This window comes from Mycolicibacterium confluentis (genome assembly GCF_010729895.1).
Classification (GTDB): Bacteria; Actinomycetota; Actinomycetes; order Mycobacteriales; family Mycobacteriaceae; genus Mycobacterium; species Mycobacterium confluentis.
In genome coordinates this window covers 2,456,827-2,475,407 of the sequence record NZ_AP022612.1, presented here as the reverse complement: position 1 = coordinate 2,475,407, position 18,581 = coordinate 2,456,827, and the positions used below count along the sequence as shown (strand labels likewise).

Genomic DNA, 18,581 nt, shown 5'->3' with positions numbered 1-18,581 from the left:
TCCCGCGGTCACCTCGGGTGGCGGCGACCTGTCTGAGCCGAACCTTGAGGAATCCCGGCATGGTTGCGTTCCCCTCGTAGTAGCGTGATCGTCGGCCGAGAGCGCCCAGTCCAGGGAGGGGCCGTGAAGGCAGGAGTGACCCCAGCTCGCGTCGGTCTGCTGATCGACTACCTCGGTGAGCAGGGCGGGTTCGACGAGAACATCCTCCCGACACTGCAACTCGTCGCCGATGACTTCCGCGACCGCGAAATCCTGGATCGTCCAGTCGAGTTCGTCGTCCGCGCGGTGCAGGGCCTGCCCAAAGGTGCTTTTGGGGCGGTCCGCGACGCATTCCACCAACTGGTCGATGAGGACGCCCTGGTGATCTTCGGGCCGTGGGTGTCGGAGAACGGTGTCGCACTGCGGCCCTTCGTCGAGAAGGTGGCCCAGGTTCCGACGCGCTGTCCGTCCTGGGCTGAATGCCCCCGCGGTACACCACAACGGCGTTCGAGTTCGCCGCCAGCTCACCATGGTGGTCACAGCAGCTGGCCGGGTGGGTGGGAAGTGAATTCCTGTTCGCCCGAAGGATTTCCGGCGACGGTTCACGGTCCAATCTACGCGACCGCCGAAGGGCACGTGCGACCGACCGCACCGGGATGACACACCAGACATGGGGAGAAGGACGTTGACCGACACCATTGACTTCGAGGTCCGCCGCCACACCCCGACCTTGGCGCACTACCGTCGCGACTGGACTCCCGACACTGGCGCCCATCTCAGCGGGATCTGGATCGGCGCGGTCGTCAGTGACGCCGGCGGCGAGAACTACTGGGGCCTGCGGGGAACCGACGACTTCATCGCAGGCATGGCGCACGTGGTGTCGCCGGTGTGTGGATTCCGCTCTCTGCCAAAGGTTCTGGACCCTAACGCCCCACATCTTTTCCCGGAGTACTCCGGCATCGACTGGTTCGAGCCACTGACGTACACGGCCAGTGACGAACTCGTCCAGACGACCTATCCCAGTGGGCGCATCGAACGGGACAACGACGGTTTCCACTGGTTCGACGCGGGTGGACGGTGGGAGATCCACGGCCGCACCGTCAGTGACGCGGTGATCACCCACGTGCCCGCACAGGACGGCATCGATCACGATGTCTTCTATCGCCATGAACTCATGTACGCCACCGGCACCGTCAACGGCGTCGAGGTGTCGGGGTACGCACACCAGGACTTCGCCTATGGCCCTGAGGGCATGATCTACACCGAACTGCCCATCGCCCGAAAGCTGCAGGGCATGTGGGTGTCCTGGCTGCACGAGTACTCCGACGGCGAGATCGGCGGCGGCAGTTTCTGGCAGGGCCGCGACGAGTTGGCGTTCGGCCCCGGGTATCAGGTCAAGAACGGAATCACCACCACGCGCGACGACATCACCGCGGAACCCGCGTTCGACGACGCCGGTCGACTGGTCACCTTGACGGCTTCCTATGGCGCAAAGCTCTATTCGTTCGCATTCGACACCATGGGCAGTCCGCTGCACTACTTCGGCACCCTGACCGAGGGGCCGTCGGGACAGGCGATCACCCGCAGTTGGTGCTGGGTGGAGTACGCCAACGGCATGCTGACGCCGGAGATTCTCGATCTGGTGGCGCAGCAGTACCGACTGGCGCGAGGTCGCTGACCACCGGTCGGCCCGGCTGGAGGTCTTCGCCACGCAGATCGATCGGGGTCGTCACATCACTGTGCCGAGGAGCCACGGCACGAATTCCTCATCGCCGTAACCGAATTCTTCGCTCTTGGTCTGGGTGCCCGATGCGACACGCAGGATCTCGTTGAAGATCTGCTCGCCGATCTCGCTCACAGTGGCGGTGCCATCGGCGATTCCGCCGCAGTTGATGTCCATGTCATCGGTCATCCGGGCATACAGTTCAGAATTGGTCGCCAGCTTCAGCGACGGAACCGGCGCGCATCCGAACGCAGACCCGCGCCCCGTCGTGAAGCACACCAGGTTGGCGCCCCCGGCGATGATCCCTGTCACCGACACCGGGTCGAATCCTGGTGTGTCCATGAAGATGAAGCCCTTGGATGTCACCGGTTCGGCGTACTCGAGAACCTCACGCAGCGTCGTCGTCCCGCCTTTTGCCACCGCGCCAAGGGACTTCTCGAGAATCGTCGTGAGCCCACCATCTTTGTTCCCGGGCGACGGATTGTTGTCCATGGTTCCGTCATTCATCTCGGTGTAGCGGCGCCACCACTCGATGCGTTCGAGGAGCTTCGTAGCCACGCTTTCGCTCGCCGCCCGTCGCACCAACATGTGCTCGGTGCCGTAGATCTCCGGCGTTTCGCCCACAATCGCCGCGCCGCCCTGCCGGACCAGCCGATCGACGGCGTTGCCCAGCGCAGGATTTGCCGTGATGCCGGAGAACGCGTCGGACCCACCGCAGTTGGTGCCCAGGATGAGCTCCGATGCGGGGACGGTCACCCTCTGGGCGCGGTTGACCTGCTCGAACATGCCCTGCAGGACCGCGACTCCGGCCTGCACAGTCTTTGCCGTACCGCCCAACTCCTGGATCGTGGAGTAGGCGATCGGGAGATCCGCGCGCAGAGACACATCCCGGGTCAGCATGCTGATCTGGTTGTCCTCGCACCCCAACCCGAGCACCAGGAACCCACCGAAGTTAGGGTGCCCCAGGTAACCTCGCATCGTGCGCCTCAGGATCTCCATCCCCTGGCTGACCTGAGCCATTCCGCAACCCGTGCCATGCGTCAGGGCGACGATCCCGTCGATGTTCGGGTACTCCTCGAGAACGCCGGACTGCCGGATCTGTCCGACGATCCGCTTGGCCGCGGTGGCCGAACAGTTGACCGTGGTGAGGACGCCGATGTAGTTCCGTGTGCCGACCCGCCCGTCGGAGCGGACGTAGCCGCGGAACGTCGCACGCTCACTGGCGGGCAGCACCTCTTCAGGCCGTGCATCGACGCAGTATTCGTATTCGCGATCGAACTCCTGATACTCGAGGTTGTGCAGATGCACGTGCTCGCCCGCTCGGATGTCCGCGGCGGCAAACCCGATGATCTGGCCGTACCGTCGGACCTCTTCGCCTCGGGCGATCGGGCGAAGTGCGACCTTGTGACTGCGGGGAACCTCCGAGACCAACGTGAGTTCTCCTGCGGCAGTGGAGATCACCGCGCCCCGCGGTAGATGCTGACGAGTGAGCCCGACGCTGTCACGCGGATCGAGTTGAATCAGAGTGGGGACGTTCTGCGCCGTGGGCATCGCTTCACCTTGTTCGAAATTTTGACAATGGGACAGATATATTGGACAACTATAGGTAGACTCGGCCACTCAGGTTGGGGAGGCGCACCCTGCGCGGTGCCACTCAAATCATGCGGGGAGAGGCTCACCATGACACGACTGACACCGGCTCTCGTGCGCGCTTTCGGCATTCTCGAGATGTTCATCGACGATGGGGGACAGGGCCTGACGTCTGCGCAGATCGTGGAACACACGGGCCTGCCCCGCACCACCGTTCATGAGTTGCTGGCCACCATGGTCGCGACGAAGTATCTGCGACGCGACAACGCCAACGGGATCTATCAGCTGGGCATCAACGCGTTTCGGCTCGGCTTCGCCTTCGCCGATCAGTTTGACCTGCTCAAGGTTGGTCAGCGGGTGACGGAGCGAGTTGCTGCCCGCTGCAACGAGACCGTCAACTTCGGCGTGCTCGACGACGACAGCATCGTCTACCTCTGCAAGGTCGACAGCACCTTCGCCGTCCACACCATATCGAAGGTGGGCGGACGGCTGCCGGCGAGCTGCACGGCGATCGGAAAGGTGCTCCTGGCAGCACTCGACGACACCGAGCTGGCCAAGATGCTGACCCGGGAATCGCTCGTATCGCTGACCCCCAACAGCATCACCGATCCGGCGGAGATCATGGCCCAGATCCGGATGATCAGGCAGCGTGGTGTCGCGTTCGAGTTCGGTGAGTCCAATCCGGACGTCACCTGCGTGGCCGCGCCTGTGCGTGATCATCGGGGGAAGTTGATTGCCGCGCTGAGTGTCTCGGTGCCCTACATCCGCTGGAAGCAGCGACCCGAGCAGGAGTGGGTGGACCTGGTCACCACTGGGGCTCGCGAGATCGGGCTCGAGCTCGGATCCCCGAGCTGAGCCCGTCCCGCCGGCCACCTGGCAGCATTCACCGGATCGGATCGTCCGATGCGATGGTGCTCCAACCGCCATGGCGCGAGGTCACGCCCATCGCAGGATGAGTGCGTTCTTCCGCTTGGCCAGTTCGATGAGCTGGACCCGGGTGTCCGGGTGCACTGTGCGCATCGGTGAGCGCGTGGCATCGCTGCCGATGATGCCACCCTCCTTGAGCAGAATCTTGGTTGCCCGCAGGCCGCATTGGCGGTTCTCGAACTGAATCAATGGCAGCGCATCCTCCCAGACGCCCTGAGCCGCATCGCGTTCGCCGTCATGGAACAGTCGGATGGCCTCTGCCAGAATCTCTGGGATCATCGAACTGCTCATCGTGCCCTGAGCCCCGGCCAACAGATCAGGGATGAGCGTCACCGCCTCCTCGCCGTCGTAGAGGCCGGGCATGTCCTCCCCGGCCATCTGGTGCACTCGACGGATCTTGTCGGCGGCATGAGCCACTTCGATCTTCGCGTACTGCACGTGCGGAATGGTGCGTGCGAGCCGAGCGAGCAGTTCAGCCGACAACGGCGTCGGACTCATCGGCGCATCCTGGATCATGATCGGGATGTCGATGGCCTCGGCCACGCGCGTGAAGTACTCGACGACACCTCGCTCGTCGACCGTCACCGAGGCGCCGACGAACGGGGGCATGAGCATCACAAGTGCCGCACCCTGTTCCTGAGCGCGCCGACTGCGCTCCGCCGCGACACGGGCGCTGTAGTGACTGGTGGCCACGCAGACCGGAATCCGCCCCGCGGCCTGATCGATCGTGGTTTCGACGACGACGTCGCGCTCGGTGTCGGTCAGTGAGAACTGCTCCGAGTAGTTCGCCATAGCGCAGATGGCGGCCGAGCGGGCGTCGACGAGGAAGTCGACGACCCTCCGTTGTCCGGCACAGTCGAGTTCGTGCTCGTCGTTGAACACTGTCGGCACGACGGGGATAGCACCTCGGATGAGGCTCATCAGTTGGCTCCTGGTTGGGGGGTGGGGGTGATCAGACGCCCGTCTATCCGGCGTGGAAGAGGTTGCGACGGAGTGTCTCGGAGTTCGTCGGGCAACACCGACTGAGGCGCGTCCTGGTAGCAGAGTGGGCGGATCCAACGGCCGACCGCGGCGGCACCGACCGACGTCGACGCGGAGACCGTGGATGCCGGATAGGGGCCGCCGTGCTGCATCGACCACGACACCGCAACCCCGGTCGGGTATCCATTGTAAACAATTCTGCCGGAGAGGTTTTCGAGCTCGGTGGTGATCGCGGCCGCGTCCTGATCGGCATCGCCGACATGCACGGTACCGGTGAGGGTGGCCGGAAGGCTTCTGAGCACGCGGAGGACTTCGGCTGTCTCCCGGTACCGAACCAACAGGCCGAAGGGGCCAAAGATCTCGTGGGTGAGCAGACGTTGTCCGTCCCCAACGACCGCTTCGACATCAGCGGCTGCCAGCACTGGCCCGATCTGACGACCGTCGGTCGTGGCCTGGCCCACGAGAACCTCTGCGACGGTGGCGATCCGAGCGACTCCTTCGCGGTACGCCTCGCGGATCCCGGCATTCAACGGGTATGCGGGCTCGACGCCGCGCAGACCAGAGACCAGCGCTTCGACGACTCGGTCGCCCGCGGGGGAGGCCGGGATCAGAAACAGGCCGGGCTTGGTGCAGAACTGACCGACTCCCAGTGTCATCGATGCCGCGATACCGGCACCGATGGACTCCCCGCGATCATCGGCGGCCGCTGCCGTCACCACGAGTGGATTGACGCTGCCCAACTCGCCGTAGAAGGGGATCGGCGTTTCCCGCCGGCCCGCCAGGTCGAAGAGCGCGCGCCCGCCGGCCAGCGATCCCGTGAAACCGACCGCCTTGATGTTCGGGTCAAGGATCAACGCGGTTCCGGCGTCCATCCCATAAACGATGCTGAACACCCCTGGGGGCGCGCCAAATCGCTGCAGTTCATCCAGCCAGATCTCAGCGATCAGCGCCGATGTCGCAACGTGGGAGGGATGCGCCTTTGCGATCACCGGGCACCCGGCGGCAAGCGCGGATGCGGTGTCGCCACCGGGCACGCTGAACGCGAGGGGGAAATTACTGGCCCCGAAGACCGCCACGGGGCCCATCGGGATGGATGTTCTCCGCAGGTCCGGGCGCACCCCCATCGGGGTGTCACCGGGATGATCGATCGACGCGTTGAGGTAACTGCCCTCGGCCACCACCTCAGCCATGAATCGCAGCTGCACACATGTCCGGGTGAGCTCACCGTTGAGGCGAACGCCGCCCAGCGCGGTCTCCTTGTCGGCGACGTCGACGATGTCCGACCGTCGTCGCTCCAGGGCATCGGCCAGTTGGTTGAGCAGCGCGGCGCGGCCGGTCCGGCCCAGGCCGCACAGATAGGGCACCGCAGCCGCAGCGTCGCGGGCCATCGACGTCAGCTCATCCGGTGGTGTGCTGGATGTGGCCAGTGACGCCACCTCACCCGTCCTGGCGTCAACCGAGGTGAGTTCTTCCCGTCGCGAATCCAATGCCGGCCCTTCGTTTGTCGATATTTCGTACAACCGTTCTCAATTTCGGAAGGTACTGATAGTGTGCGCTGCAAGTCAAGAAAGGCAGGGCGCAAGGCTTCTGCGTTGCGCGACACCGAAAAATCGGAAAGGCAGGTCCGTGAAGAAGATTCAGCCACTGGTCCATAAGCCGTGGGCACGCAGCCTCATCGCGGCCGCGGCGATCCTGGTGTTGGTACCGGCTTGCGGTACCCCGGCACAGGACTCCGGGCAGCAGTCGACGGGAACTCCAAAGGACGGCGGCACGCTCACGCTCGCCGCGATCGGCGGGGGACAGACCGAGACCCTCGACCCCACCAAATGGGCGAACACGCCCGACCAGACCAGGCTCGGCGCACTCTACGATCAGCTCGTCGAACTGGGCCAGGACGGCAGCCCCCAGATGCTGCTCGCGTCCGAGTTCACCCCCAACGAAGACGGCACCGAGTGGACGATGTCGGTTCGTGAGAACGTCAAGTTCCATGACGGCACACCGCTCACGGCCGCAGACGTGCTGTATTCGCTTCGCCGGGTTGTGGACTCAGGCGCTGCCGCGGCCGCCACCCTCTCGGTTGTCGACTTCGACCGGACTGAGAAGGTCGACGATCACACCATCGTCTTCCAACTGAAGAAGCCCGCCGGAGACTTCCCGTCGTTCTTCGTCGACCCGTCGACATCGATCGTCAAGTCGGGCACCGAGAACTTCGAAGCGCCAGTCGGAACCGGTCCGTTCAAGTTCAAGTCATGGACGCGCGGTGATCGCAGCGTCTTCGTTCGCAACGACGACTACTGGGGCACGAAGGCGCACCTCGACGAACTCGTGGTGATGCCGATGAGCGATGAGACCGCGCGCGTCAACGCCGTACTCTCCGGTGCTGTCGATGTCTCCGTCGACGTGTCGCCGACGTCCGTGGCGGCGTTCGAACAGGCCGGTGTCTCCGTGGCCGCGAAGACTGGTGCGGCAGCGTCGAACTTCTACATGCGCGCCGACTCGGCGCCCACCAACCAGCCGGCGCTTCGTGAGGCACTGTCGCTGGCCATCGACCGGCAGAAGTGTGTCGATGTCGCTCTGCAGGGCAAGGGTACGGTCGCCTCGGACCTCTTCGGAGTGAACTTCCCGTCCTTCCCCAAGGACGCCGAGACGATCAGCTACGACCCGGAGCGCGCCAAGTCCGTGCTCGCCAAAGCGGGGATCAACAATCCCAGCATCACACTGCACCTTGGTCCGGGCGGGCCGGGAATGGTCGAGTGCGCCCAGGTCTTCCAAGAGTCCGCCAAGGCGGCCGGGATCACGATTGACTTCAGCACCGTTCCCGGTCAGGACGTGTTCAATCCCGATGCCGGATACCTGTCCTGGGACTTCGGCATGACCGCATGGCTGGGTGCATCCTTCGAGTACCTGGCCCGGATGACGATGCTCAACGGCGCGTTCTTCGACGAGGTCGGCTTCGCCAACCCCGAATTCGACCGGGCCTTCTTCGAAGCACAGGCGCTGATGGATGCCGACGCACGAAACGCCGCCTACGCCGAACTCGCCAAGCAGATTCAGCAGGAGCACATCTACATCGTCTGGGGATACGGCGACTTCCTCACTGCGCACGCCGGCAAGGTGCAGGGGCTCGACGCCTATGCCGGCGGCAAGCAGGTCGGATTCAGGATGGCCGGACTCAACGAGGTCTGGTTGGATCAGTGACCCGGATCGGCAGTGGCGCCCTCGTGCTGGGGGCGCCACTGCCGATCGCTCTCCCCTGTCCCGGTCACCGGGTGCTCAGCACTTCGTTGCCAGTGCTGCGACAGCGGCAGATCAGCAGTTGGTTGAACTTTATCGGCCGCCCAGGGCGGTGAAAGGCTATGCAATGACATCGATTATCGGTCGCAGTACCGACATCACCACGGTCGAGGACCTGGCCTATATCTCTGCTGCGGACGCATTGGAACTGTTTCGCGCCAAGGAGCTTTCTCCCGTCGAACTCATGCAGGCCCTGATTGACCGGGCCGAGCAGCTCGAACCCCAGATCAACGCATTCGCTGAGACGTTCTTCGACGATGCTCTTGAAATGGCTCGCCGCGCGGCAGATGCATACGCGGGTGACGGACACAGGGCTCGACCGCTGGAGGGTCTTGCCGTCGCCATCAAGGAGGAAGTCCCAATACAAGGACTTTCACACACGGAAGGTTCCCTGACCCACGCCGGCCATATCGCGACGGAGACCGCGCCCCTGGCCCAGCGCATCTTCGATGCCGGCGGCATCATGCATGCACGGACGACCACACCCGAGTTCTGTTGTGCGCCATTCACCCAGTCGCGGATGTGGGGCCTGACCCCGACGCCGTGGGATTTCACCAAGTCGGCAGGTGGCTCGTCCGGAGGCTCGGGTGCCGCGCTGGCGGCCGGAACCACCACGCTGGCGACGGGATCGGACATTGGCGGTTCCATCCGCATCCCCGCCGCGTTCTGCGGAGTCGTCGGCTTCAAACCCTCGTACGGCCGAGTTCCCGACGTACCGCCATGGAACCTGGACCACTACTGCCAGAACGGCCCCTTGGCCAGGACAGTCGACGACGCCGCGCTGCTCTTCGGCATCATGCAGGGACACCATCCAGACGATATCGCCACCCTCGCGCCGACACTGGACATGCCCGCCCGGCTTCCCGACGTGACCGGCTGGCGAGTGGCGTTGTGTGTCAACCTGGGCGACTACGAGATCGAGCAGGCCATCGAGGACAACCTTCGGGCCGAGGCCGAGCAGCTTCGCCAGCTCGGGTTCATCGTCGATGAGATCGAACTGCCCTGGACACGCGGGCAGATCAAGGCCATGCTGGACGCGCACTTCGGTCACATCGCCGGCGCGGCAGCCGCTCGCCATGCGGTGGACAACGCCGACCTGCTCAACGACTACACGCTCGACTTCATCGAGCGGTCGACCGCCGGAGCGGCCGCCATGACGATGGCCGAAACCTACGAAGCCGAAGCGCAGTTCTACCGGCCACTGTCGCGAGTATTCGAGCAGTATCGAATTCTGCTGTGCCCCACGTTGGCCACCATCGCACTCGACGCGGGTCAGTCGTATGTTGACCGCGGCCCGACCATCAACGGCAAGGTCGCCAGCAACGTCGAGCGCGACGGCCTGATGACCGGACCGTTCAATATTCTCGGCCGCTGCCCGTCGACGGCGGTCCCGACCGGATTCGATGCGAACGGGATGCCGACGAGCGCTCAGTTCGTCGGCCGGCCCTATCAGGACATCGACTCCCTGGCCGCTGCCGCCGCTCTCGACCGCAGCCGCAGCCGCTACAGCGACAGTTCCGGCCGACCGACTTTCAGCTGAGCCGACAGGCCGCCGCTGCGCGAACAAGCTGCAAACTCATCAGCACGATCGAAAGGATAACGACTTGTCTCCCAAGAAGTTTCACCTGGGCTGGTTCGTTGGATTCGTCGCCAACGACTTCACCGGACCGTTCTCGCCGCCAGATGAGCCGTGGGACGGAAAGTTCTATGTCGAGATGGCGCAGTCGTTGGAGCGCGCCGGCTTCGACTACATGATGTTCGAGGACACTGTCAGCGTTCCCGATGCCTACGGCCGCTCCTTTGACACCTATCTCAAGCACGCCCTGTGGGCACCCAAGCATGATCCGGTTCCGCTCGCGGCCGTCATCGCAGCTGCCACGTCGCGGCTCGGAATCATCGCAACCATGTCCACGGCTTTCTATCCGCCCTACATGCTGGCTCGAACGGTGGCCACGGTGGACCACATCGCCAAGGGGCGATTCGGCTGGAACATCGTGACGTCCGCGCAGAATCAGGCCGCACTGAACTTCGGCATGGACAAGCTGCCGCCCCACGACAAGCGTTACGACATCGCCCACGAGTACATCGATCTGGTGCGTGAACTGTGGAACTCCTGGGATGCCGACAACATCGTCCGTGATCGCGAGACCGGTGCGTACTTTGCGCCGGGCAGCGTGCGCGCGGTGGATCACGATGGCGAGTACTTCCGTTCGAAGGGTCCGCTCACCACTGTTCGTCCGCCCAATGGGCAGCCGGTGTTCGTGCAGGCAGGTGGCTCACCCAAAGGCCGTGACTTCGCGGCCAAGTACGCAGATTCGATCGTCGCCAACCCGGGCAGCATCGAGGACATGCGCAAGTTCCGCGACGATGTGCGTGCCCGTGCCGCCGCGCACGGTCGAAACCCCGACGAGATCAAGATCCTGTTCATCATGATGCCGGTCCTGGGGGCCACCACCGAGGAGGCGGTGGCGGCTAACCGGCGGAACATCACCAGTGATCGCGCGGTGGAGAACATCTTGGCGCAGTTCTCCTTCACGACCGACATCGACTTCTCACAGTTCCCGCTCGACGAGGTGCCGCCACAGGACCTCACGACCGACGGCGAACAGTCCGCCCTGGAGATGTTTCTGCAGCGTGGAAGCGGAAAGACGTTGCGCGAGCTGGCGATCGACTACCTCTCGCCTCGCGTCGAGCTGGTGGGCACACCCGACGAGGTTGCTGACCGGATGGGGGAGATCGTCGACGAGGTCGGTGGCGATGGGTTCCTGATCTACACCGGCTCCAACAGCCTGAACCGCCGATTCGTGGCCGAGGTGACGGAGGGGTTGGTGCCCGCGCTGCAACGTCGCGGTCGGGTCAGGACCGAGTATGGCCACGAGTTTCTCCGGGACAACCTGCGTGCGTTCTGACAGAACCGTCGATTCGACAACACCAGGAAGGATGCCCCGATGAGCGCGTTGAAGGTCTCGATCGTGAGCGGGAACCCCCAGCCGGGGTCACGGACCGTGGCCGCGGCCAGACGTCTGGCCGAGAAACTCGGTGACAGCGATCCCCACACCCTCGAACTCAGCGAGATTGCGTCTGAAGTATTCGATTTCAGCTCCACGAAGGTGCTCGACGCGAAGCATCGGGTGCTCGATGCCGATGTGGTCGTCGTCGCGACCCCGACGTACAAGGCCAGCTTCACCGGCCTGCTGAAGGCATTCCTAGACCATTACGGGGCCGGTGATCTGGCGGGCGTCTTCGCAGTTCCGCTGATGACCATCGGGTCTGACCGGCACTATCTAGCCGCGGAGACACAACTGCGTCCCGTGCTGGTCGAACTCGGCGCGACGGTGGCGACGGCAGCATTTCCGGTCGCTACAAGTCAACTCGATCACCTCGACGACCTGATCGAGGAGTGGATGACCAGCAATGCGCACGGGATCGCCGCGATGAACCTCATGGCCCGAAACCTCTCCGCCGGTGACTGAACAACGAGAAGCCGGTCGGTCGTTCGACCAACGAGAGTTGCGCGACATCATGGGTGTCTTCCCCTCAGGGATCGTGGTTGTCACCGCTGATGCCGACGACCCCGTTGGCATGACGTGCCAGTCTTTTCTGTCACTGTCGTTGGACCCGCCGTACATCGCGTTCGCTCCCAGCATCACCTCGGTGAGCTACCCCCGCATCCGTGAGCACGGGTCGTTCTGCTGCAATGTCCTGGCCGCGGGGCAACACGACCTCTCGAGCAACTTTGCCCGGAGGGCCGACGACAAGTGGGCTGGTGTGGACTGGACCCCGAGCCCTGGTGGAAACCCAGTCCTGTCCGGTGTGCTCGGATGGATCGACTGTCGCCTCGAAGCCGAATACACGATCGGAGACCATCATCTGGTCGTTGGACGGGTCCTCGATTTCCACTCCGAGCGGCAAGCGCGGGAGGCACTGCTGTACCACCGCGGAGGCTACGCGTTAAGCGCAGGGAGTCCGTCCGCGAACTCCGGCGATTCATGACCGGCCACCACGACGATCGGCGCATGACCCGAAGCACGCGCTGTGCCCGGGTCATCCGTCCCGTACTGTTCGCCGGTGTCTGTGAGCGCGCTGTACGGCAGCGGGACCGCCAGCGTGTGGATCGGTGACGTGCTCGCAGGAGGAACACAGTCGTGGGCGGGGCCGCCACGACTGTGTGCTCGACCGCTTTGTGTTGAAGGAGCCATTCGATGAGTCTTGATGTCGGGCTGAGTCCGACGAGTTCGAACGAAGTCAGTGATGAGCGATCAATTGCAGCACGGGTGTCGGCGATGCTGCAGCAGAGACCCTGGATCGCCGTCGGAGTGGTGATAGCCAAGCGTGTGGGCGCTGGGATCGCGCTGCTGTTCACGGTCCTCACACTCGCCTTCTTCGCCGCCGCTCTGCTGCCGGGGGACCCCGTCAGCGCGGTGCTGGGCCGCAGCGCCTCACCCGAGCGGATCGCTGCGATCCGGGAGTCGCTGGGGCTCAATCAGCCCCTGCTGGAGCGTTATTGGAACTGGTTGACGGGCGTGTTGTCCGGTGACTTCGGCAAGTCTCTGGTCTCCCAGGAGTCAGTGACATCGATTCTTGCGCCACGTATCTCGAATTCGTTGATCCTGGCAGGGTGCGCGCTACTGCTGCTCGTACCGGCAGCGCTGGTGCTCGGCGCCTACGCTGGCGCCTCGCCCGGGTCTCGCGTTGATCGGATCATCTCAACGTCGACTCTGGGGTTCCTTTCGATGCCCGAGTTCACCCTGGGCGCGCTGCTGGCCTATCTGATTGGTGTGCAGAGCAACGGCGTGATTCCGGCGATCTCGGTGTTCCCGGCGAACGGCAGTCCGCTCGCCGATCCACGTGTCCTCGTACTACCGGTCCTCACAATGGTTTTGGTGAACATGGGTTACGCGCTGCGCATCGTGCGGGCCGGCGTTGCTGAGGCGATGTCGTCTGAGTACGTGAAGATGGCCAGGCTGAACGGCGTCAAGGAGCGTGACATTGTCTTCAAGTACGCGCTCCGCAATTCACTGGCGCCCTGCATACAGAGCATCTCGTTCATCCTTGTCTATCTGGTGGGTGGAGTGGTTCTGGTGGAGACCGTGTTCCAGTACCCGGGAATCGGATTGATGGCCGTGAATGCGACTCTGCAGCGGGACTTCCCGGTCATTCTGGGTGTGACAGCGCTGATCGCAGCTGTCTACATCGTGGTCAACACCCTGAACGACGCCCTGATCGTCCTGGTGACCCCGCGGCGGTGGGGACAGCGATGACCACTCAGCGCAAAGTCGGGCTCGTCATCCTGACCGGAATCCTCCTGTTTGCAGTCTTCGGCCGCTTCATCGCGCCGTATTCGCCCACCGAGGTGGTGGGCACCCCCTACAGTTCCCAGATCGGGCTGCTCGGCCTGGATGCGCTGGGACGCGACGTGTGGTCCCGGGTGCTCTACGGCGGACTCGGATTGATCGTCACAGGAGTCGTCGCCACCGCCGTCTCCTACCTGCTGGCCGCTCCGGTGGGCGTCTTCATGGCGTTGCGCGGTGGTGGTGCCGAACGGGTCATGACCTGGCTCAACGACGTCGTCCTTGCGTTTCCGCCGATCCTGTTGCTGCTGCTGCTGGCAACGAGCGCGGGAAAGGGCGTGACCGTCGTCGTCGTGGCGGTGATCATCGGCCACTTCCCGCAGGTGTGCAGGCTTGCCCGCGCAAGCGCGAGTGACGTCGTGCTCTCGAGCTATGTCGACGCCTCCTGGCTGAGAGGTGAGCGTACGTTCGCGATAGCCCGTCGGGACGTGTGGCCGAACGTCATGCCTACGCTGGCCGCCGACTTCGGGACTCGCACCGCGTCCTCGATTCTCCTCATCGCCGGCGCGACGTTCCTCGGCCTCGGTGAGACCCCGCCGTCGTCGAACTGGGCACTCATGGTGTCCGAGAATCGGATCGGGTTGTCCATCCAGCCACTGGCAACCTTGGCCCCTGCGGTGCTGATCGGCCTGTTCATCTTCGGCGTCAACCTCGCCGGCGATCGAGCGGCGCGAACACGTCGTCGCAACACACTGAAACGCTCTGGCGTACGCGCGGATAGGACGAAGTCGTGACGGCGGAATCATTGACCTCCCCGGCGAAGACAGGCACTGCATTCATCAACGTCGCGGGGTTGACCGCCGAACTCGACGACGGCACGAAGATCGTCGAGGACGTGTCGTTCTCGGTGGCACCGGGTGAGATCCTGGGAATCATCGGAGAGTCCGGCAGCGGTAAGACCACGACGTCTCTGGCGTTGCTGGGCTATGCAACCCCCGGCGTGACGCTCGCCGGCCGTGTCGAAGTCTCCGGAAGGAATCTGCTCGAGCTGACACCGGCACAGCTGCGGGCGGTGCGCGGTCTGGAGATCGCCTACGTCCCCCAGGACCCGCCGTCTGCCCTGAATCCTTCGATGCGGGTCGCCAAGCTGATCAACTCGATGCTGGCCGCACATGCGGGCCGCGACCAGAGTTCGTCAGGCATCGGTGCTGCGCTGAGCCGCGTCGACCTGCCCACCGACCGCGACTTCATCAGGCGGTTTCCGCATCAGCTCTCCGGTGGTCAACAGCAGCGTCTTGCCATCGGTGCAGCACTTGCCGCGCGGCCTGGGGCAGTTGTGTTCGATGAGCCGACCACCGGACTGGACCTGCTGACACAGGCCCTCATCGTGCGTGAAATCCGCTCGCTGAGAGACGAACTGGGCGTCGCGATGGTGTACGTCTCGCACGATCTCCGCGTGGTCGCAGATCTGGCGGACCGCGTGTGTGTCATGCATCGGGGTCGCATCGTGGAGACCGGCGATGCTCGGACTGTGCTTCAGGACCCTCAGCACGAGTACACCAAGAGCCTGGTCGCCGCGATTCCCAGCCACCGAGCCCGGATCGATGCACCTGAGCCCGTGGCGTCCCGCCCGCCTAGCACCGTCTCGGTCACCGGCCCTGCGCAACCGCAGGGCAGGGGAGCGGCGGCCGATACCCAGCTGCACAGTCAAGGCGATGTCCTGACTGTGCAGGGCCTGCAGGCCGGATACCGATCCCGGGGAACCTACGTGCCCATCCTGCGGAACGTAGATCTGCGGATCGGGGTGGGCGAGCGGGTCGCCATCGCGGGCCAATCAGGCAGCGGTAAGACGACGCTGACCCGCTGCATCAGTGGGCTCGTGGACGCGAACGGTGGAACGATCACCTTCGACGGACAGAATCTGCCGTTGCGCTACAAGGATCGTTCCACTGAGCAGCTGCGCTCGATTCAGGTTGTGTTTCAGAATCCGACGCTGTCTTTGAACCCCGCATTGACGGTGAACGAGATCGTCGGTCGTCCGATTCAGCTGAGGCGAGGTGGTCGGCGCGCCGCCAACGCCGACGAGGTTCGACGCTATCTCGATCTGGTGGAGCTGGATGCCTCCGCGGCGGCACGCCGGCCGCGCGAGTTGTCCGGCGGTCAACGGCAGCGGGTGATGATCGCCTCAGCACTGGCTGCGGAGCCGAAACTCCTGATCTGTGATGAGATCACCTCCGCACTGGACGTCTCGGTGCAGGCAAAGATCCTGCGGATGTTGAAGACACTCAGCCAGGAGCTCCAACTGGCTCTTCTCTTCGTGTCGCATGATCTCGGCGTAATCACCAGCATTGCGCAACGGACCGCGGTGATTCACTCCGGCGAGATTCTCGAGGATAAGCCGACTGCCGACCTGATCTCATCGCCTGAATTCGAGTACACCCGTCAACTGATCGCAGCGGCCGATGAGCTCGAATCCTTCACGACACGGAGCTGACGCACAGCACTCCAGCCCAAGACAGGCCATGTCATACAGGCCGGAGCTGATATTCACGGTGATCATCGCTCAGCAGGGCAGGCCAGCCGGGTTCGCTGCGAGCAGCTTGGGCCACCAGCCTGAAGATGTGTACGTCCAAGGCGTCCGGCGTCCGGCGTCGGTCATCTATGCGCCGCATTTGGGCCGTGCGTATGTGATCGCTGAGCGAATCAAACACACGTCACCGCGCCTGTCGTTGCTGGATCTGCACGTCGGCTTGGCGGAGGCGGCCTGCGCCTCGTCCCAGAAGTTGGTGCCTGTCGAGCATGCGGAGTCGTCAGAGTTACAGAATCGACTGCGTTACTACGGTACGCATGCCGGGCTGGGATCCTATCTGGCGGACCTGGCGCGGCTTGGCGTCGTGGACGGTGTCATCGTCTCACCGATACTCGACGGCGGCTCAGCCCGCGGGACACTGTGCCTGACCCGCGCCCTGCAGCGGCTCGCTGACGAGTTGGGGGAGCGGTGGCGCATCGTTGTCGAGGACTGGAGAAGCTAGTTGAGCAGCCGCCGCTTCTCGGATCACACCGGCGCAGGCAACGCCACGAGCCGACTGACCGCGAAAGCAGCTGCCTGATCGGCCATCCCGTTGACCGCGTACTGCACGTGCGCGGTGCCAGACCCCGGGCCGAAGCCGCCGGAGCACACCGTGTCACCGGGTGCACACAGCTCCTGAGCTCTCCCCGCGTACACGGGTCCGACATCGAGCGCGGGCACGCCATACTTCGGCAGCGCCGGTCCGGCCGGTTTACCGAAGAGCACCACCGCGACCACGTTGTCGGCGACGTCCGGCGGCAACGGAGGCGGGAGGGCCTCGGGGCTCACCCCGGCCGGCACGATGCCCGAGGTGACGAGCGCCGTCACCGCGGCGCCCTGGGAGTATCCGCCGAGCACCATCTGGGTCTGCGGGCAGACGGACACGACGCCCCGCACATGGTTGGCTTCGTCCCGCACACCGTCGACGACGTTCATAGTGAACGCCGGGCCAGCCGCGAAATTGGCGCTGGCGGGATAGTTGACGCCGTACATGCCCACGGTGCGCGGGAACGCCTGAGCCCTGAGCGAGTCGATGAATCGTTGGCCCGCCGCACCCGGTCCGGGCTGTTCCGCGGTGCCTCGCGCGAAGGCCACTCCGATGTCGGGGCACGGGTCCGCCGATGCGGTCGGCGTCACGGACAGGGGGAACAACAACAAGCCCATGGCCGCCAGCAGACGCGGGACCAATCCGACAACAGCAACCACTTCCGTCCCCCCATTGCGACGTCGTGCGGCGCCGACCGTCGAGTCCCCACGCGTCGATCGGCGGTTGCCATCTGGCAACACGGTCAGCGTAGGGCTGACGTCGGTTCGGCCGGGTCAGAAATGCCGATCTCGGTGTCGGGGATCAGCCCGCTGGAGCCGAACCGCCCTGGTCAGGCACAGTTTCGGTCCTGTCGGAGCGTGCTGCTACAGATATCGGCAACACGCCGAGATGGAGGTAGTCATGACGGGCAAGACAGTGGTGGAGATCGTCCAGGACCAGTTGGGGCTGGGACCGGCGACGGTGTCGTTCCAGCGGACCCTGCGAATCCCCGAGACGGGGGTACATCCGCTTCCGCCCGGCCTGGGGGAGTTCCCACTGCGGCGCGTCTCGGACTACCCGGACACCGCTCCGCCCGAGTGGCTGTCGCGTGGCGGAGTCATGCTGCCGATCTACCAGCGCGAGGCGATGTGGCTGTCGTTCGACGCTCCCGAACCCGCCGCCCTGCAGATCGGCGTCGGCAAGGTGTGCGCGGTCAGCGGCCTGCCGTGGATCGACCATCTGATCGGTGATCCGCAGAACTACGTCGCACTGCCCGAGCAGCCGTGGCTGGACGGAATCAATTCCGGGGACGGCTTCATCCGCCAGTTCGTCGCCGTGCCGCTCGGGTCCGGCGCCACAGTCGAAGGTCAGGTGACGGGGGAGGAGACCCATGGTGGAGTGCAGCTGCGTGCCGTCGGTCTGACCGAGGAGGCGCTCGCGGCATGGCACGCCGCACGCGAGCCTGCCGGGCCGCCCGTGGACCGAGACGAATACGTGCGCGCCGGTCTGCCGTGGTTCGACTACTACGACGCGGACGCCAAGGACCTCGCACCGTCGAAGATTCTGGCGAAGGTCACCAGTGTCGGCGAAAAGCTTGGGGTTGAGGAGGATCCGTTCGTGCCCGTCGATCCGAAGACCGTGGTCACGATCAGTGGTGCCGGCCCCACCCCCGTCACCGACGGGAGTTGGTAGCCGGATTCC

At 64.5% G+C, this 18,581-nt stretch carries 17 protein-coding genes; 13 read left to right on the top strand and 4 right to left on the bottom strand.

Features of this window, described 5'->3' with window-relative positions:
- Positions 1-123: 123 nt before the first annotated feature.
- Together G6N34_RS11480 and G6N34_RS11475 are read left to right on the top strand one after the other, a co-directional pair.
- Complete coding sequence (locus tag G6N34_RS11480) at positions 124-639, top strand: ABC transporter substrate-binding protein (RefSeq protein WP_085151055.1); 516 nt, start codon at positions 124-126, stop codon at positions 637-639.
- Positions 640-664: 25 nt separating this feature from the next.
- A complete protein-coding gene (locus G6N34_RS11475) occupies positions 665-1,657 on the top strand; it encodes a hypothetical protein (RefSeq protein ID WP_109788397.1) in 993 nt (330 codons plus the stop codon).
- A gap of 51 nt (positions 1,658-1,708) precedes the next feature.
- On the opposite strand, the gene G6N34_RS11470 is transcribed toward G6N34_RS11475, so the two are convergent.
- Positions 1,709-3,253: a D-arabinonate dehydratase gene (locus tag G6N34_RS11470; RefSeq protein WP_085151053.1), complete on the bottom strand. Its 1,545-nt coding sequence runs from the start codon at positions 3,251-3,253 to the stop codon at positions 1,709-1,711.
- A gap of 129 nt (positions 3,254-3,382) precedes the next feature.
- Between G6N34_RS11470 and G6N34_RS11465 the strand changes: the two genes are divergently transcribed.
- Positions 3,383-4,147, top strand: coding sequence for an IclR family transcriptional regulator (locus G6N34_RS11465; protein ID WP_163645372.1), 765 nt, complete (start codon positions 3,383-3,385; stop codon positions 4,145-4,147).
- Positions 4,148-4,228: 81 nt separating this feature from the next.
- On the opposite strand, the gene G6N34_RS11460 is transcribed toward G6N34_RS11465, so the two are convergent.
- Complete coding sequence (locus G6N34_RS11460; RefSeq protein ID WP_085151051.1) at positions 4,229-5,140, bottom strand: dihydrodipicolinate synthase family protein; 912 nt, start codon at positions 5,138-5,140, stop codon at positions 4,229-4,231.
- Positions 5,140-6,687, bottom strand: a complete 1,548-nt coding sequence (locus tag G6N34_RS11455) for an aldehyde dehydrogenase (NADP(+)) (RefSeq protein ID WP_085151050.1) — start codon at positions 6,685-6,687, stop codon at positions 5,140-5,142. The genes G6N34_RS11460 and G6N34_RS11455 overlap by 1 nt, the downstream gene beginning before the upstream one ends.
- A 139-nt stretch (positions 6,688-6,826) precedes the next feature.
- On the opposite strand from G6N34_RS11455, the gene G6N34_RS11450 reads away from it, so the two are divergent.
- The 9 genes from G6N34_RS11450 (at position 6,827) to G6N34_RS11410 (ending at position 16,817) form a co-directional block, all read left to right on the top strand.
- Positions 6,827-8,398, top strand: a complete 1,572-nt coding sequence (locus G6N34_RS11450) for an ABC transporter substrate-binding protein (protein ID WP_085151049.1) — start codon at positions 6,827-6,829, stop codon at positions 8,396-8,398.
- A gap of 163 nt (positions 8,399-8,561) precedes the next feature.
- Complete coding sequence (locus G6N34_RS11445; protein ID WP_085151048.1) at positions 8,562-10,034, top strand: amidase; 1,473 nt, start codon at positions 8,562-8,564, stop codon at positions 10,032-10,034.
- Between the two features lie 64 nt (positions 10,035-10,098).
- Complete coding sequence (locus G6N34_RS11440) at positions 10,099-11,403, top strand: NtaA/DmoA family FMN-dependent monooxygenase (protein WP_109788395.1); 1,305 nt, start codon at positions 10,099-10,101, stop codon at positions 11,401-11,403.
- Positions 11,404-11,442: 39 nt separating this feature from the next.
- Complete coding sequence (locus G6N34_RS11435; RefSeq protein WP_085151046.1) at positions 11,443-11,967, top strand: NADPH-dependent FMN reductase; 525 nt, start codon at positions 11,443-11,445, stop codon at positions 11,965-11,967.
- Complete coding sequence (locus G6N34_RS11430) at positions 11,960-12,487, top strand: flavin reductase family protein (protein ID WP_234812829.1); 528 nt, start codon at positions 11,960-11,962, stop codon at positions 12,485-12,487. Before G6N34_RS11435 ends, G6N34_RS11430 begins: the two co-directional genes overlap by 8 nt.
- Positions 12,488-12,696: 209 nt before the next feature.
- A complete protein-coding gene (locus G6N34_RS11425) occupies positions 12,697-13,755 on the top strand; it encodes an ABC transporter permease (RefSeq protein WP_085151045.1) in 1,059 nt (352 codons plus the stop codon).
- Complete coding sequence (locus tag G6N34_RS11420) at positions 13,752-14,579, top strand: ABC transporter permease (RefSeq protein WP_085151044.1); 828 nt, start codon at positions 13,752-13,754, stop codon at positions 14,577-14,579. The genes G6N34_RS11425 and G6N34_RS11420 overlap by 4 nt, the downstream gene beginning before the upstream one ends.
- On the top strand, positions 14,576-16,279 hold the full coding sequence (locus G6N34_RS11415) for an ABC transporter ATP-binding protein (RefSeq protein WP_085151043.1): 1,704 nt from the start codon (positions 14,576-14,578) through the stop codon (positions 16,277-16,279). The genes G6N34_RS11420 and G6N34_RS11415 overlap by 4 nt, the downstream gene beginning before the upstream one ends.
- 127 nt (positions 16,280-16,406) lie before the next feature.
- Positions 16,407-16,817, top strand: a complete 411-nt coding sequence (locus tag G6N34_RS11410; protein WP_133057733.1) for a hypothetical protein — start codon at positions 16,407-16,409, stop codon at positions 16,815-16,817.
- Positions 16,818-16,840: 23 nt separating this feature from the next.
- Here G6N34_RS11410 and G6N34_RS11405 read toward each other — a convergent pair whose 3' ends face one another.
- Positions 16,841-17,518 (bottom strand): cutinase family protein, encoded by a 678-nt coding sequence (locus G6N34_RS11405; RefSeq protein WP_085151041.1) that lies wholly within the window; start codon positions 17,516-17,518, stop codon positions 16,841-16,843.
- Between the two features lie 283 nt (positions 17,519-17,801).
- Here G6N34_RS11405 and G6N34_RS11400 point away from each other — a divergent pair, with 283 nt between their 5' ends.
- Positions 17,802-18,572: a hypothetical protein gene (locus G6N34_RS11400; RefSeq protein WP_085151040.1), complete on the top strand. Its 771-nt coding sequence runs from the start codon at positions 17,802-17,804 to the stop codon at positions 18,570-18,572.
- Positions 18,573-18,581 lie beyond the last annotated feature (9 nt).